The sequence below is a fragment of the Streptomyces sp. JNUCC 64 genome (genome assembly GCF_054484115.1).
This window is the reverse complement of sequence record NZ_CM137015.1, coordinates 7,722,695-7,737,502: the sequence shown is the minus strand read 5'-3', so window position 1 is coordinate 7,737,502 and position 14,808 is coordinate 7,722,695. Positions and strand designations below refer to the sequence as shown.

Annotated in this window: 10 protein-coding genes; 3 read left to right on the top strand and 7 right to left on the bottom strand. The window is 76.0% G+C overall.

Going from position 1 to position 14,808, the window contains the following annotated elements:
- Nucleotides 1-339 precede the first annotated feature (339 nt).
- Nucleotides 340-2,037, top strand: a complete 1,698-nt coding sequence (locus ACVWNX_RS32015) for an FAD-dependent monooxygenase (RefSeq protein WP_454411687.1) — start codon at nt 340-342, stop codon at nt 2,035-2,037.
- On the opposite strand, the gene ACVWNX_RS32010 is transcribed toward ACVWNX_RS32015, so the two are convergent.
- From ACVWNX_RS32010 to ACVWNX_RS32000, 3 genes are read right to left on the bottom strand one after another with little or no spacing between them, the layout of a single operon-like run.
- Nucleotides 2,018-3,325: a cytochrome P450 gene (locus tag ACVWNX_RS32010; RefSeq protein WP_454411686.1), complete on the bottom strand. Its 1,308-nt coding sequence runs from the start codon at nt 3,323-3,325 to the stop codon at nt 2,018-2,020. The two genes, ACVWNX_RS32015 and ACVWNX_RS32010, sit on opposite strands and share 20 nt — an antisense overlap.
- On the bottom strand, nt 3,322-4,974 hold the full coding sequence (locus ACVWNX_RS32005) for an FAD-dependent monooxygenase (protein ID WP_454411685.1): 1,653 nt from the start codon (nt 4,972-4,974) through the stop codon (nt 3,322-3,324). The genes ACVWNX_RS32010 and ACVWNX_RS32005 overlap by 4 nt, the downstream gene beginning before the upstream one ends.
- A 37-nt stretch (nt 4,975-5,011) precedes the next feature.
- The gene (locus tag ACVWNX_RS32000; protein ID WP_454411684.1) at nt 5,012-6,721 is read right to left on the bottom strand and encodes a flavin monoamine oxidase family protein; all 1,710 of its coding nucleotides are present in this window, start codon (nt 6,719-6,721) and stop codon (nt 5,012-5,014) included.
- 360 nt (nt 6,722-7,081) lie between these two features.
- On the opposite strand from ACVWNX_RS32000, the gene ACVWNX_RS31995 reads away from it, so the two are divergent.
- Nucleotides 7,082-7,924, top strand: a complete 843-nt coding sequence (locus tag ACVWNX_RS31995) for an alpha/beta hydrolase (protein ID WP_454411683.1) — start codon at nt 7,082-7,084, stop codon at nt 7,922-7,924.
- Nucleotides 7,925-8,085: 161 nt separating this feature from the next.
- On the opposite strand, the gene ACVWNX_RS31990 is transcribed toward ACVWNX_RS31995, so the two are convergent.
- From ACVWNX_RS31990 to ACVWNX_RS31980, 3 genes are read right to left on the bottom strand one after another with little or no spacing between them, the layout of a single operon-like run.
- Nucleotides 8,086-8,616 carry a flavin reductase family protein gene (locus ACVWNX_RS31990; RefSeq protein WP_454411682.1) on the bottom strand — a complete coding sequence of 177 codons (531 nt, stop codon included), beginning with the start codon at nt 8,614-8,616 and terminating at the stop codon, nt 8,086-8,088.
- Nucleotides 8,613-9,878 carry a cation:proton antiporter gene (locus tag ACVWNX_RS31985; protein ID WP_454411681.1) on the bottom strand — a complete coding sequence of 422 codons (1,266 nt, stop codon included), beginning with the start codon at nt 9,876-9,878 and terminating at the stop codon, nt 8,613-8,615. The genes ACVWNX_RS31990 and ACVWNX_RS31985 overlap by 4 nt, the downstream gene beginning before the upstream one ends.
- Before the next feature lie 24 nt (nt 9,879-9,902).
- Entirely contained in the window at nt 9,903-11,459 is a 1,557-nt protein-coding gene (locus ACVWNX_RS31980) for a tryptophan halogenase family protein (RefSeq protein WP_454411680.1), read from the bottom strand.
- A 610-nt stretch (nt 11,460-12,069) separates the two neighbouring features.
- Here ACVWNX_RS31980 and ACVWNX_RS31975 point away from each other — a divergent pair.
- Nucleotides 12,070-13,371: an MFS transporter gene (locus ACVWNX_RS31975; RefSeq protein WP_454415021.1), complete on the top strand. Its 1,302-nt coding sequence runs from the start codon at nt 12,070-12,072 to the stop codon at nt 13,369-13,371.
- Between the two features lie 117 nt (nt 13,372-13,488).
- On the opposite strand, the gene ACVWNX_RS31970 is transcribed toward ACVWNX_RS31975, so the two are convergent.
- Complete coding sequence (locus ACVWNX_RS31970; protein ID WP_454415020.1) at nt 13,489-14,784, bottom strand: MFS transporter; 1,296 nt, start codon at nt 14,782-14,784, stop codon at nt 13,489-13,491.
- Nucleotides 14,785-14,808: the final 24 nt, after the last annotated feature.

Below are 14,808 nucleotides of genomic sequence, written 5' to 3'. Positions count from 1 at the left end.
GGCGCGCGATGCGGACGGGGGCGGGGGGCGGTCAGACTCGGGCCAGGTCCTCTCTTCCGGATCGTGCCGGGCTCATGGGGTCCGGTGCCGTGCCCCGCCGCGTTGCCGTCGGTCGTCGGCGTCCCACGGGCCCGAGGGCCGGGAGGCGCCCCCACCGTGTGGGCTGCCGCCTCCGCCTCGCGACGCACGGCGCCGGACCCCGGTTCCCCGGTCCGGCCCGGTCCGGAGGGAAGGACCAGCGGGCCCTGGGGGGCGTCCGACGATTCCCCGACGCCGCGGGGAGTCGTCAGACATCCCCTGGTGAGGGCCCGGACGCCGACTGCCACCCGGAGAGGTCATATGCACGACGCACACGACTGCGACGTCCTCGTCGTCGGGGCGGGGCCGAGCGGGCTCACCGCGGCCCTGGCCCTGGCCCAGCAGGGAGTGAGGGTACGGATCGTGGACCGGGGGTCGGGCCCGGTCGAGGAGGCGCGGGCGGCGATCGTGCACGCGCGCACCCTGGAGCTGCTGGACCGGCTCGGGGTGGCGGAGCGGGCGGTGGCCCGGGGACTGCCCATCACCCAGGTGGCGATCCACGAGCGGGGGCGGCACGCGGGCCGGATGCCGCTGGCGGGCGAGGGCACGGCGGCCTGGACGCGGTTCCCGTACGCGCTGGCGCTGGAGCAGTTCGAGACGCAGCGGCTGCTGGTGGACGCGCTGGCGGCGCACGGGGTGGCCGTGGAGTGGGACACCGGGGTGGAGGGCCTCGACGACTCCGGGCGGGAGGTGGTGGCGCGGCTGCGCGCGGCCGGGACGCCGGGCACGGTCACCGCCCGCTGGCTGATCGGCGCGGACGGGGCGAGCAGTACCGTGCGGCGGTCGCTGGGGCTGGAGTTCGGGGGCCGGACCTATCCGCAGAGCGGGATGCTCGCGGACGTCACCCTGGACGTGGACCTCGGGGTGCGGGGGATGCGGCTGAACCTGACCCGGGGCGGTTTCGTCGGCATCCTGCCGCTGGCCAGCGGGCGGTGCAGGCTGTTCGGGGTGGTGCCGCCGTGGATCCACGAGGGGGCGGAGCCCGCGGAGGCGTCGCACGAGGCGTACGCGCCGCTGGCGCCGGAGGTGCTGCACCGCTGGTTCGCGGACTTCTTCCGGGTGGACGCGGGGCTGCGGGAGATCGTGTGGGCGTCGATGTTCCGGTTCCACAGCCGGATCGCGCCCCGGTTCCGGTCCGGGAACTGCTTCCTGGTCGGGGACGCGGCCCACATCCACAACCCGGCGGGCGGGCAGGGGCTCAACCTGGGCGTCGGGGACGCGGTCAACCTGGCGTGGAAGCTGGCGCAGGTGACGCACGGTCACGCCCCGGCGTGGCTGCTGGACACCTACGACGCGGAGCGGCGGCCGGTCGCGCGGGCGGTGCTCAAGCGCACGGACCTCGGGTTCCGGGCGGAGACCGGGAACAACGCGGTGGCGGTGTGGGCGCGGACCCATGTGGTGACGCGGGTGATCGGGGCGGTGAGCAGGCTGTCCCCGGTACGGCGGCTGTTCTTCCACATCTTCTCGCAGCTGTGGATCACCTACCGGGGCAGCCGGGCGGTGGCGGGGGGCCGGGCGCCGCGCGGGCGGCTGCGCCCCGGTGACCGGGCCCCGCACGCGCCGCTGTCCCCGCCGTCGGTCTCCTCGCCGTCGGCCCTCCCCCCGCCGGACCCGGCGGGGCGGAGCGTGCTGGACCTGACCCATGGGAGCGGCTACCACCTGCTGTGCTTCGACGGCGGGGCGGCCGACGCCCCCTCGGTGGACGCGCCGGCGCTGGCGGACGCCCTGGACGACCGCTACCCGGGGATGGTGACCACCCACACGGTGCCGTCCGGGGAATCCGCCGCGCACCGGGCGTACCAGGTGCGGGGCGCGCGGCTGGTGCTGGTCCGGCCGGACGGGCACGTGGCCGCCGTGGTCGACCTGCCGGACCCGGACCCGGCCGGGCGGCTGTGCGCGCACCTCGACCGGGTGCTGGTGCGCGCGGCGGCGCCGGACCTCAGCGCAGGGCCAGCCTGAGCCGTGACGGACCGTGGAAGACGAGGTCGTAGGGGTAGGCGACCTCGTCCACGGTCAGCGCGCCGGGGGCGGACGGCTCCCCGGGCGGACGCAGCCCGCCGAGGTCGTCGAGGGCGGCGAGGAGGCGGCCCAGGCCGATCTCCAGCTCGGCGCGGGCGAGGGTGGCGCCCAGGCAGTAGTGGATGCCCGAGCCGAAGCTGAGGGCCCGGCCCCGGCGGTCGAGGAGCAGGGCGTCGGGGTCGGGGAAGCGGGCGGGGTCCCGGTTGGCGGCGCCGAGCAGGGCGACGAGCCTGCTGCCGCGCGGCACCCGGTGGCCGCCCAGGGTGACGTCCCGGTAGGCCCAGCGGGTGACCGCCTGGACGGGCGGGTCGAAGCGGACGAGTTCCTCCACGGCGGTCGCCGGGACCAGCGGTTCCCGGCTCAGCCGGGCCCAGGCGGCGGGGCGGGCAGCGAGGGTGAGGACGGCCTTGGCGAGGGAGTTGGTGGTGGTCTCGTGCCCGGCGGTCATCAGGTGCACACAGGTCGCCACGGTCTCGTCGTCGGTCAGCGGCTCTCCCCTGGCGCCCGCCGTGACCAGCAGGGACACCAGGTCGGGGCGGGGTTCGGCGCGGCGGCGGCCGGCCAGTTCGAGGAAGTAGGCGGTGAGCTCCCGGGCGGCGGCGTCGGCGGTGCGGTGGGCGTCCGGGTCGAGGGCGGCGCGGCTGCCGCTGGCCCCCTGGACGTCGACGGCGCGGGCCCGCAGCCAGGCCCAGTCGGCGCGCGGGACGCCGAGGAGTTCCGAGATCACCAGGATCGGGAAGGGCGCCGCGAAGGACTCCACGAGGTCGGCGGAGCCCTCCCGGCGGACCTCGCGCGCCAGGCCGTCGAGGAGGTCGGCGGCGAGGGCGTGGATCCGGTCGCGCAGTCCGGTGACCACCCGGGGCGAGAACTCCCGGTTGAGGACGCCCCGCAGCTCGGTGTGGCGGGGCGGGTCCAGGAAGACCAGCCAGTTCTCGACCATGGTCCGCAGCGCGGTGTGCCGGGCGGGCACCAGCGCGGGCGCCCCGGCGTCCCCGCGCGCGGCGCGCCGGGCGCTGCGGCCGTAGGCGGGGTCCCCGAGGACGGTGGTGACCTCGGCGTGGCCGAGGACGTGGTAGGTGGGGGGTCCGGCGGGGTCGGGGGGCGCGGGGTGGACGGGGGACGCCTCGCGGTAGCGCCGGTAGACGGGGTAGGGGTCGGCGAGCCGTTCGGCGCTCCAGCCGGTCAGCGTGAACGGGGGCGGCGCGGCGGGCGCGGGGGCGGGGGTCACGGGCGGGCTCCGGGGGTGTCGGCGCCGGTCACCCGGGCGGCCACGGCGGCGGGGTCGTCCGGGAGCCGGTCGCCGCGCCAGGCGACGTGGCCGTCCGGGCGGACCAGGACGAAGGGCCGTTCGTAGACGGCGGCCACCTCGGGGGCGGTCACGGGGTGGACGGTGAGCGGGACGCCCCGGTCGGCGAAGGCGCGGGCGAAGCCGTCGAGCCGTTCGTCGGGGGTGCGGGCCAGCAGGACGAAGCCGGTGCCGAACAGGTCCAGCGTGGAGGCGCCGGGGCGCAGCCAGACGTGCGGGGCGCGGGAGCCCGGGCGGGTGTTGGGGCGGCGGTCGAGCGCGGCCCCGGCGGGGACGGTGGGATCGGGCACCACCAGCGGGGAGTCGGCGTAGCTGAAGCCCAGGTGGATCTCCGGGGCGTCGAACTCCCGGCCCACCTCGCCCCGGGCCAGCCCCGCGCTGATCACCCGGCGGAAGCGTTCGCCTTCGGGGGTGTCGTCGTTGAGGGCTTCGGGGATCTCGCGGCCCATCGCCCGGACGAGGTTGCGGTTGGCCTCCTCCAGTCCTTCGAGGGCGACCGGCCGCCGTTCGGTGGTGTAGCTGTCGAGGAGGGCGGGTCCGGCCCAGCCGTCGAGGGTGGCGGCGAGCTTCCAGCCGAGGTCGGCGGCGCCGCAGATGCCGGTGTTCATCCCGAAGCCACCGGAGGGCGAGAGGGTGTGCGCGGAGTCCCCGACGAGGAACACCGGTCCGGCGCGGAAGGTGTCGGCGACCCGGTGCACCAGGTGCCAGGTGTTGTCGGAGAGCACCTCGAAGGGGGTCTCGTGGGCGAGGGCGCGGCCGACCAGGACGTCCGGGTCGACCAGGGAGTCGGGGTGTCCCTGGAGGCCGACGGTCAGCCGGTACAGGCCCGCGCCGTCGAGGGCGCGGAGCGGGAAGCGCAGGGCGGAGGACATCAGCAGGTAGTAGAAGTTGGCGTTGCGGGCGCCGAGTTCCTCGCGCAGCCGGGGGGCGCGGAAGAGGATGTTGCGGAAGATCTCGGTGCGGTGCCGGGCGGGGGCGGTGATGCCGAGGGTCTTGCGGATCGGCGAGGAGGTGCCGTCGCAGGCGATGAGGTAGCGGGCGCGCAGGGTGGTGGTGCGGCCGGTGGTGCGGTCGGTGAGGCGGGCGCGGACCCCGTCGGGGGTGGTCTCGAAGCGGTCCATCCGGGTGGACAGGTGGACCGGGCCGTGGGGCCGCGTCCCGAGTTCGGCGCGCAGCAGGGGGCCGAGCAGGTGCTGGGGGCAGATGGCGTCGGGCTCGGGGGTGTGCCGGAACGGGGGGCGGGTGTCCATGGTGTGGCGGGGCAGCCGGAACAGTTCGTGGCCGCCGATCCGGGTGACCCACACGGCGTCCAGGCTGTGGTCGCCGGGCCAGCCGGACCGGCGGATCCGGTCGGCGATCCCCCAGCGCCGGAAGAACTCCATGGACCGGGGGCCGATGCTGCTGACCTTGGGGTGGGTGACACCGCCGTCACCGGCTTCGACGAGGACGAAGTCCACGCCTCGGGAGCGCAGTTCCAGGGCGGTGGCGAGGCCGGTGGGGCCGCCGCCGACGATCAGCACATCGGTGTACCGCGTCCGGGGTCGGGGGGTGGCGTCCTGCGGAGCGGTCATCGGTCCTCCTGGTCGCGGGTGCGGTGGTCGTCCGGGGTCATCGCGCGCCGCCGGGGGTCGCGCGGTGGCCCGGGGCCGTCACCCGGCGGGGAGCGGTGTACGCGTGGATCTCGTGCGCGGCGGAGAGTCCGGAGGCGAGGGCGCCCTCGATCCAGGCGGGGGTGGCCGAGCAGTGCTCCCCGGCGAAGAACAGGGGGCCCTGGGGGCGGGCGGCCCGGGCGCGTTCCTCCTCGGCGGTGGTGGGGTCCTTGCTCCACCGCACCGAGGCGGCGCCCCGGCTCAGCGGGTCCTCGCCCCAGACCTGGCTCTCGGCGCCGAGGACCATGCCGGGCGCGGCGAGTTCGGGGTGGACGGCGCTCAGTTCGCCGATGACGGCGCCGACGCGCTTGTCCCGGGGGACCTCGCTGAGGGCGTCGGCGTCGGGGCCGATGGTGTAGCTGGCGAGGAGGGCGGCGCCGAGCCGGGGATCGCTCTCCACCGGCGGGTAGTAGGTCTGCCGGGCGAGGCCGCCGGTGAAGGAGCCGCCGCCGCTGATGCCGTCGTGTTCCCAGAACGCCTCGCGGCAGTGGACGGCGATCTTGGTGGCGGGCCAGTACTGCATGTCGTTGACGACCTCGGACTTGTCGGGGTCGACCCCGGTGAGCGGCATCCGGCGCAGCACCGAGAACGGCAGGGTGCACAGGACGTGGTCGCAGCGCAGCCGGTGGACGGAGAGCCCGTGCCGGACGTCGACGTGGACCCCGTCGGACCCGACGTGCAGGGCGAGCACCCGCTGGCCCCAGCGCACGGGGCCGCGCAGCCGCCGGGCGAGCCGCCCGGGTATCTGGTCCATGCCGCCGTCGAGCCGGAACAGGGCCGAGGAGGTCTCGGTGACGACGTCGTCGAAGAAGTAGCGGAACCGGCCCTCGGCGGCGAACTTCTGGTGGTGGGCGAAGAACCGGTTGAGGTCGACGCGGGCGACCGGGCCGTCCACGAGGTAGGGGCGGACGTCGATGGCGTCGAGGAGGTCGAGGAGTTCGGCGTGCACCCCGCTGAGCAGGGCGCGGCCGAAGGAGCCGGGGGCGACGGCGTCCACGCTGGCGGCGAGCCAGGCGGCGCACAGCACGGTCTCCGGACGGTAGCGGTGGCCGGGGGGCAGGCCCCGGCGGAACTCCTCCACCAGGGCGGGGGAGGCGTCGCGGACCCGGAGGTGGCCCGTCGGGGTCTCCAGGTAGCTGGCGTCGTCGGAGAAGAGGGGGCGGAAGCGCCGGACCCGGTCGCTCAGGCCGAGCCGGTCGATCCACCGCATGGTGAGGTGGTGGGCGGCGGGGATGCGCATGGCGCCCAGTTCGACGAGGGGGCCCCGGCCCCGGTCGGCGAAGCCGTGGGTGCGGACCCGACCGCCGGGGGTGAAGCGGGCCTCCAGCACCTGGACCCGGTGGCCGAGCCGTTCGAGTTCATGGGCGGCCACCAGCCCGGCGACCCCGGCGCCGAGCACGGTGATCCGTTTGGGCCGGACGGCGGGGCGGGCGGGGGACGCCGGGCGGAGGTGGGCGAGGGACGCCGGGCGGGACGGGAGGGGCGCCGCGTGGGAGGGGGTGGAAGCAGCCGCGGGCGACGGGACGGAGGCAGCCGCGTGGGGCTGTGCGGGGACGACCGGTCTGGCCCGGGCAGGCGCGCCGGACGGGCCCGTGGGGGACGACGGGGCGGCGGACGAGGTGAGGGACGGACGGGGGGTTCCCGTGGCCGCCGGGCCGTTCCTGCGCACCGGACTCCTTAAGGAAGGACGGGGACGGGGTTCATGGGGCTCCGCGGGGAGCCGTGGGCGGGGCGGGGCCGAAAGGGCGGGCGCCACCGCCGTCCGCCGCCCCGCGGGCGGGCACACGGCCGGGGAGGGCCCCGGTCCGGGCGCCGAGCCCACGCCGCCTATCGTGCGGGGACGCCGACCGGGCCCACATCCCCCCTCCCGGGCGGGTCCTGACGGTTTGTGTCACCCGTGGGGGCCCGGGTGCGCGCGGGGTGGCGTTCCACACCGTGCGAGCCAGCGGAATCCGTGGTGCGCCGGTCCCCCGCGTGACGGGTGGGGGCAGGCTGGCCCTCCGCACCGCCAAGCCGAACGGAGGGCGCGATGCCCGATCCGACGCCGCCCGCTTCCTCCGGGGCCGGGGCCCGCACCCGGGTCCGCACCCCGGACGGACTGTGGCTCGCGGCCACCCTGACCACGGCGGAGAGCGGCGGCGGAACGCCACGGGCCGCCCTGCTGCTGCACGCCGAGGGCGCGACCCGGGAGCAGGGCGGGCTGTACACGGCGGTGGCCGGGGCCCTGGCCCGGGGCGGGGTGACGGTGCTGCGGCCGGATCTGCCCGGGCACGGGGTGAGCGAGGGGCGGCAGGCCGAACTGAGCCTGTCCGGGCTGCTCAACGTGATCGGCGCGGGGCTGCGGCTGCTGCGGGAGCGGACCGGTGCCGTCCGGGTCGATCTGGTGGCGGCGGGCCTCACCGGCGGGGTGGCCGCCGGGTACGCGGCGCGGCGCGGCGACGAGATCGGCCGGCTGGTGCTGGTCGACCCGCTGATCGACTACAAGGAGCGCTTCGTCGACGGGTCGGGCCGGTGGCGGGACGGGATGCTGGACGAGGTGACGGGCCGTGAGCTGGTGGCGGAGGGCCGGGTGCGGTACTCCCCCGGGCTGGCGCTCGGCCGGGCGATGCTCAACGAGGTGTTCTGGCTCCAGCCGCGCGGGGTGCTCGGCGCGATCACCGCGCCGACGCTGATCGTGCACGGCGCGGGGGCGTCCCCGGTGCCGTCGCGCTCCTCGCGGACGGCCGCCGACGCCCTGACCGCCGAACACCGGCTGCTGACCCTGTCCGGACGGCCGTCGGAGCGGACCGCCGCGGCGGCCGGGGCGGCGGTGGAGTGGCTGCTCGCCGGGGACGACCGGGGCCCGGACGGCGAGCGCCCGGACGGCGGGTGAGCCGTCCGGGCGGGGCACGCGGGCCGCGGACCACCGGCGACTGCCGAGCGTCGCGGGCCGCCGAAGGCCACGGGCTACGGGCTACGGGCTACGGGCTACGGGCTACGGGCTACGGGACAGGTAACTCATCTTCCTAGTAACACGGGTGACGGTGTGTCAGGTCACCGCGCGCCGGGTGCCGAGGGCTCCGGCTCGGGGGGCCAGGCCGCGTACCGGCGCAGTCCGTACAGCAGGGGCCGGGGCGCCCGGTGCTGGCGCACCCCGTACACCTCGCCGAAGACCACGGTGTGGCTGCCGACCACCTGACGGCCGCTGACCGCGCAGTCCGCGACGGTGTGCGCGTCCTCCACCAGATGGGGTCCGCCCCGGCCCGCGCCGTGCTCCCACCGCACCCGTTCGAAGCGGTGCGGCGCCCCGGAGGCGAAGAGTTCGGCGGTGGCCCGGGCCCCGTCGTGCAGGAGGTTCACCGCGAACAGCCCCTCCCGGAGCAGCGTGTCGAGGGTGGGACTGCCCACCCGGACACACACCAGCAGGGTCGGTGGCGTCAGCGACACCGCGCACACCGAGGAGCAGGTCATGCCCCAGGGCCGTCCGGAGGCGGTGTCGGCCGCGGTGAGGACGGCGACCCCGCTGGGGAAGCCCGCCATCAGGGCGCGGAACCGGGTGGGGGTGATCTGGTCGGACAGGTTCACTGCGTACCGCCTCGGAGCGTGCGCGGCTCACGGCGAGCCGCGTGGTGGTCGATCAGGGAGAGCAGCGGTCCGGTCAGTCCGGTGGTGGTCAGCGCCATGACCAGCATCGCGAGGAAGAGTCCCGGGGTGAGGACGCCCGCCGTGTAGCCGACCTGGAGGACGACGATCTCGGTGAGCCCCCGGGTGTTGACGAGGACCCCCACCCGCAGGGAGGTCAGCCGGTCCTCCCCCGCCCAGCGGGCGCCGAGGAAGCCCCCGCCGACCTTGCCGACGATCGCCAGGGCGGTGCACAGCAGGGTCGCCGTCCAGGGCAGCGCGGCCCGGTCCTCGGTGAACAGGGTGATCCCGGTCCCCACGAAGAACACCGGCAGCAGCAGCCGTCCGGACCGGGCCACCGGCTCGACGATCCGCTCCCAGGGCGCGTCCGGCGTCTTCGGCAGCAGCATCCCGGCCAGGAACGCCCCGAGGACGACGGTCAGTCCCGCCCCCTTGGCCCCGGCCCCCGACGCCAGCGAGACCGCCCCGAGGCAGCAGGCCGCCGCCACCGGGAACCGCCGGGCCGCCGCCACCACCCCGGGGCGGGCGAGCAGCGGCCGGGCGGCCCGGACCACCAGGGCCCCGGCGGCGAGCGCGGCGAACGCCCCGGCCACCCCGCGCGGGCCGCCCGCCGCGAGCCCCAGCGCGAGGGCGAGCAGCAGCCACGCCACGGTGTCCAGCAGGATCGCGGCCAGCAGGGAGAGCGGGGCGGACCGGCCGAGACCGGGTCCGCGTTCGTCGATGATCGCGGCGAGCACCGGGACGGCGGTCACGCTCATCGCCACCACCAGCATCACCACCAGCGCGGGCCGGGGGGCGTCGCCCCGGAGCGCCTCGCCCCCCGGCCCCAGCACCCACGCGGCGAACAGCAGCCCGGTGACCACCGGCAGCAGGAACACCCCGGAGGTGACCCGGGCGAGCCCCCGGTTCCACATGCCCACCGACCCGTGCTCCAGGCCGTGGACGACGCCGACGAGGAACAGGACCAGGCCGGTCTCGCCGACCACGGCGAGGAGGTCGGCGAGCCGCTCGGGGTAGAGCACCGCGAACCGCCGCTCGCCCACCAGGGCCAGCAGCGCGGGCCCGACCAGCAGGCTGACCAGGATCTCCCCGATGACCAGGGGCAGCCGCAGCCAGCCCGCGACCCGCCGGCCGACGGCCGCGACCAGGACCAGCGCTCCCAGCAGGGCGATCAGGTGCGGCCCCGCCGTCGTCAACTCCGTCATGACGCACCGCTCCCGGCGCCGTGGCTAGCGGAACTGGGCGAAGTAGGCGTACTGGCTGGGCAGGGCGCGTTTCAGGTCCTCGGCCTGGGCGGCCAGCAGCCGGAACTCCCGTTCGGCGGCGGTGGGGTCGAGGAGTCCCAGTCCCGGGGAGGCGGTGAGCGGGATGCCGCCGAGTCCGAGCACCATGCAGACGTAGGAGTACGCCTCGAAGCCGTGGTAGTGCGGGTAGATGGACTCGGCGTGCGGCAGTTTGGCGCGCCACTGCTCGATCCGCTCGGCGAGGGAGTCCGGGATCTTCCGGGTCTTGGTGTCCTTCCAGTACGCGTTGTCCTGGCGGGCGGCCGCGTAGTAGTGCAGCACCAGGAACTCCCGCACCCCGTCCATGCAGCGGTTGACCAGCCCGTTGTAGGAGTCGCGCAGCGCCGGGTCCCAGCGGGCGTCCGGGAAGTGTTTGACGAGTTGTTCGACGGCGTGCTGGATGAAGAAGATGCCGGTGGACTCCAGCGGCTCCACGAACCCGCTGGACAGTCCGACGGCGACGCAGTTGTGGACCCAGGAGCGGCGGCTGCGCCCGATCCGCATCCGGATGTGGTTGGCCTCCAGGTCGTCGGCGGCCGGTCCGACGAACGCCCGCAGGGTGGCCTCGGCCTCGTCGGGCTCGCAGTAGTCGCGGGCGTAGACGTAGCCGGTGCCGATCCGGCCGTAGAGCGGGATCGTCCAGATCCAGCCCGCCGCCTGGGCGGTCGCCGTGGTGCAGGGGCGCAGTCCGCGCCGCTCCATGTCGACGGGGACCCGCAGCGCCACCGCGCTGTCGTTGGGCAGGGTCCGCTGGTACGACTCGAAGGGCTCCCCCACGGCCTCGTTGATGAGCAGCCCGCGGAAGCCGGTGCAGTCGACGAAGAGGTCGGCGGCCAGGTCGCCGCTGTTCCGGGTGGCCACGTGGGTGATCCAGCCCCGTTCGTCCTGGGCCACCCGGGTCACGTCGTCCACCACGTGCCGCACTCCCCGGGCGACGGCGTAGTCCCTGAGGTACCCGGCGAGCAGCGCGGCGTCGAAGTGGTAGGCGTAGGGGAACTGGGTGCCCTGTTCGGTGAGGGTGCTGCGGCCGGGCGCGCGGCCGGGGAGGCCCCCTTCGAAGAGGGTGCCGTCGAGGTGGCGCGGGGACCGTTCGTTGTCGCACAGGGCGCCGACGAGGAAGCACTCCTCGTCGAACCGGCGGGCCCCCGGCGCGGTGGCGTCGCCCCGGCGGGCCAGCCACCAGTCGGGCAGGGTGAACCCGTCGACCACCCGTTGCCGTTCGAACGGGTGGTAGAAGTGGTGCCCGGGGGCCCGCCAGTCCTCGAACCGGATGCCGAGCTTGTAGGTCGCGTTGCAGGCGGGCATCCACTCGCGCTCGTCCAGTCCGAGGTACGCGAAGAAGTGCCGCACGGTGCTGAAGGTCGCCTCGCCCACGCCGATGGTCGCGACCCGGTCGGACTCGACCACGGTGACGGATATCCGGTCGCCGAACGCGGCGCTCAGATAGGACGCCGTCATCCACCCCGACGTTCCCCCGCCGACGACAACGATGCTTTCCAGCATGGGCAAACCTCCGAGAAGGGGTAGGGGCCGTGACCTCCGCGAGCGCGGGGTCCGGCGGTGATCTCACGGTGATCCAGCGGTCCGGTGCCGGTGGTGCGGTGACGCGCGCGGCCCGGCGGTCCGGGCCCGGAGGGGCGGCTTCGGCGGTACCCGGCCGGGCCGGGGCCGGGCGGAGTGCCGTTTCTCCCGTGCTGCCGGAAGGCTAGGGGCAGGCGTCGCCGCGCGGGGGGCGCCCGTCGGGCGGGAGGGCCCGAACCGTGCGCACGCGCGGGCTGGGACGCCGCCGCGACCGGGCAGGCCGCCCCGCGCCCCGCACGGCCCGCCGCCGGGACGGGGGGTCGCGCAGCGTCCGGGCACACGGCACCGTCCGCGCCCCGCCGTGCGCTCCGTCCACGCCGCCGGGCGGACGGCGGGCGGCGGCCTCGGGCGGGCGGGCCGCGACGCGCCGGGCGCCGGCCGGGGCGGGGCGAGGACAGGAAGCACCGGGACGGGCGGGGCGGGCGGCACGGGGTCGGGGCGGGCGTAACCGGGGCCGGGTGCGGGGCGTTGGTGCGGTATGTCTACCCCACGCCCCCGGCCCTCCGTTCCCGGCCGTGGCGGTCCTCCGTCGATGCTGCGGCTGGCGACCGCGTCGATGGCGGGCACCGCCATCGAGTTCTACGACTTCTTCGTCTACGGGACCGCCGCCGCGCTGGTCCTGGGTCCGCTGTTCTTCCCCTCGTTCTCCCCGCTGGCCGGGACCCTCGCCGCGTTCGCCACGTTCGGCGTGGGCTTCGTCGCCCGGCCGCTCGGCTCGGTGCTGTTCGGGCACGTCGGCGACCGCTACGGCAGACGGCCGGTGCTGTTCGCCTCCCTGCTGCTCACCGGGACGGCCACGGTCGCCGTCGGGTGCGTGCCCACCTACGCGTCCATCGGGGCCGCCGCGCCCGTGCTGCTGGTGGCGCTGCGGTTCCTCCAGGGCATCGGACTGGGCGGCGAGTGGGGCGGGGCCGTGCTGCTGACCGCCGAACACGCGCCCGCCGGACGGCGCGGGCTGTGGGGCGGCTTCCCGCAGATGGGTCCGCCGCTCGGTTTCCTGCTGGCCAACGGAATGATGCTGGCCCTGTCGGCGACCCTGACCGAGGCGCAGTTCCGGGACTGGGGCTGGCGGGTGCCGTTCTGGGCGGCGGGGCTGCTGGCGGCGGGCGGTCTGCTGCTGCGCTCCTCGCTGGCGGAGACCCCGCAGTTCCGCGAGCTGAGCGAGAGCGGCGGGCGGGCCACCGCCCCGGTCTCCGAGGTGCTGCGCGGCCACTGGCGGCTGGTGCTGCTCACCGCGGGCGCGCTGTCGGCGGGGTACGCGCTCTTCTACTCGGTGTCCACCTGGGCGCTCGCCTACGGCACCGAGGAGGTCGGCGTGCCGTCCACGGTGATGCTGGCGTGCGTGATGGCGGCGGTGGCGGTGAAGGGGGCGCTGACCCCGTTCGCCGCCGCGCTCAGCGACCGGGTGGGACGCCGTCCGATGTGCCTGGCGGGCGCGGCGCTCGCGGTGGTGTGGATGTTCCCGCTGGTGGCGCTGCTGGACACGGGGGAACCCTGGCTGATGTTCCTGGGGTTCATGGTGGCCATGATCGCGTTCATCACCATGTTCGCGGTGATCGCCGCGTATCTGCCCGAGCTGTACGAGCCCCGGGTGCGCTGCACCGGCGCGGCGGTGGGCTACAACCTGGCCGGGGTGCTGGGCGGGGCGGTCACCCCGATCGTCGCCACCGCGCTGTCGGAGGGCGGACGGCCGCCCTGGGGGGTGGCGGGCTGGCTGACCGGGGTGGCGGTGCTGAGCCTGTGCTGCTTCGCGGCACTGCCGGAGACCCGTCCGGAACCCGAACCGGACGGAGCGGCGCGGAAGGCGTCCGGCGAACGGGCCGCGCGGGTGTAGTCCCCGGTCCGTCCCGGATCCCGCCCGGGTCACGGGCGGGGTCCGGGACGGACCGGACGGCCCGGGTGGGGCCGCACGGTGGGGCGGGGGCCGTGCGGCCCCCGCCCCACCGCCGGATCAGACGGCCACCGGGTGCGGCGCGGGCGCCAGCCGTCCCGCGCGGTGCAGCGCGTGGAGCGCCGCGCAGCTGCCGAGCCCGAGCAGGCACAGCGCCGCCCAGGGCAGCGCGGGCACCCCGGCCGAGCGGGACGCGTCGAGCGCCACGCCCGTCAGCAGGTTCCCGAGGGTGATCCCGATGCCGCAGACGGTGTTGTAGAGGCCGTAGTGCGTGGCCACCAGCCGGTCACCGGAGAGCCGGACGACGAGGTCCATCTCGAACGGATAGGCGATCATCGTGCCGACCGCCAGCAGCAGCGCCGCCAGCACCGGGGGCAGCGCGGCGGCCAGCCACCGCCCCGCCCCGGACCCGGGCACCGGCAGCGCCGTCGCCAGCAGCAGCGGCACGAACGCGAGGCCCATCACGGCGAGACCGGCGGAGACGGCCGTCCCCGGTGCCCAGCGCGCCGCGCACCAGGCCGTCACCCGGGTCTGGCCGAGGATGGTGCTCAGCCCGGACACCGCGAACAGCAGGGCGACGGCCACGGTGGCGCCCTGGCCCTCGCCGCCGAGCCTGCGGACCTCCAGCGGCAGCGCCAGATAGACCTGGAAGGTCAGCACGTACGACCCGGTCATGGCGAGGGCGAAGAGCAGGAACGACCGGTGGGCGAGGATGCCGCGCCACTGCCGCAGCACCCCCTCCCCCGTGCCCTTCCCGGCGGACGCCCGGTCCCCGGTGGCCCGCTCCGGGTCGGCGGCCCCGCCCGGGCGCGCGGGCAGGGCCCTGATCTGGACGATCGACAGCACCGCGAACAGTCCCGCCGCGACCAGGCACGTCAGCTGGAAGTCGACCCCGGTGAGCACCATCCCGACCAGCGGGCCGAGCAGGATGCCCGCCTGGTAGAAGACGTTGAACAGCGCGAACGCCTCCACCCTGCGGTCCCCCGCGTCGGCCGCGAGATAGGCCCGCACCGCCGGGTTGAAGAACGCGCCCGCGAGCCCGGTGGCCGCCGAGGCGGCGATCAGCGCGGGCACCGACCCCACCAGTCCGAGGGCCGCGAACCCGACCGTCCGCAGGACGCATCCGGCGACGATCATCGGCTTGGGGCCGAGCCGGTCGGCGAGGGTCCCGCCGATCAGGAACATCCCCTGCTGGCTGAAGTTCCGTACGCCGAGGACGAGTCCGACGACCCAGCCCGCGAGGCCGAGGGTGCCGGACAGATGCGCGGCGAGGTACGGCATCAGCATGTAGAAACCGAGGTTGATGGTGAACTGGTTGACGAGCAGCAGCCGCACCCCGCGCGGATAGCCGCGCATCCGGGCGAGGACGCCCAGGGACGC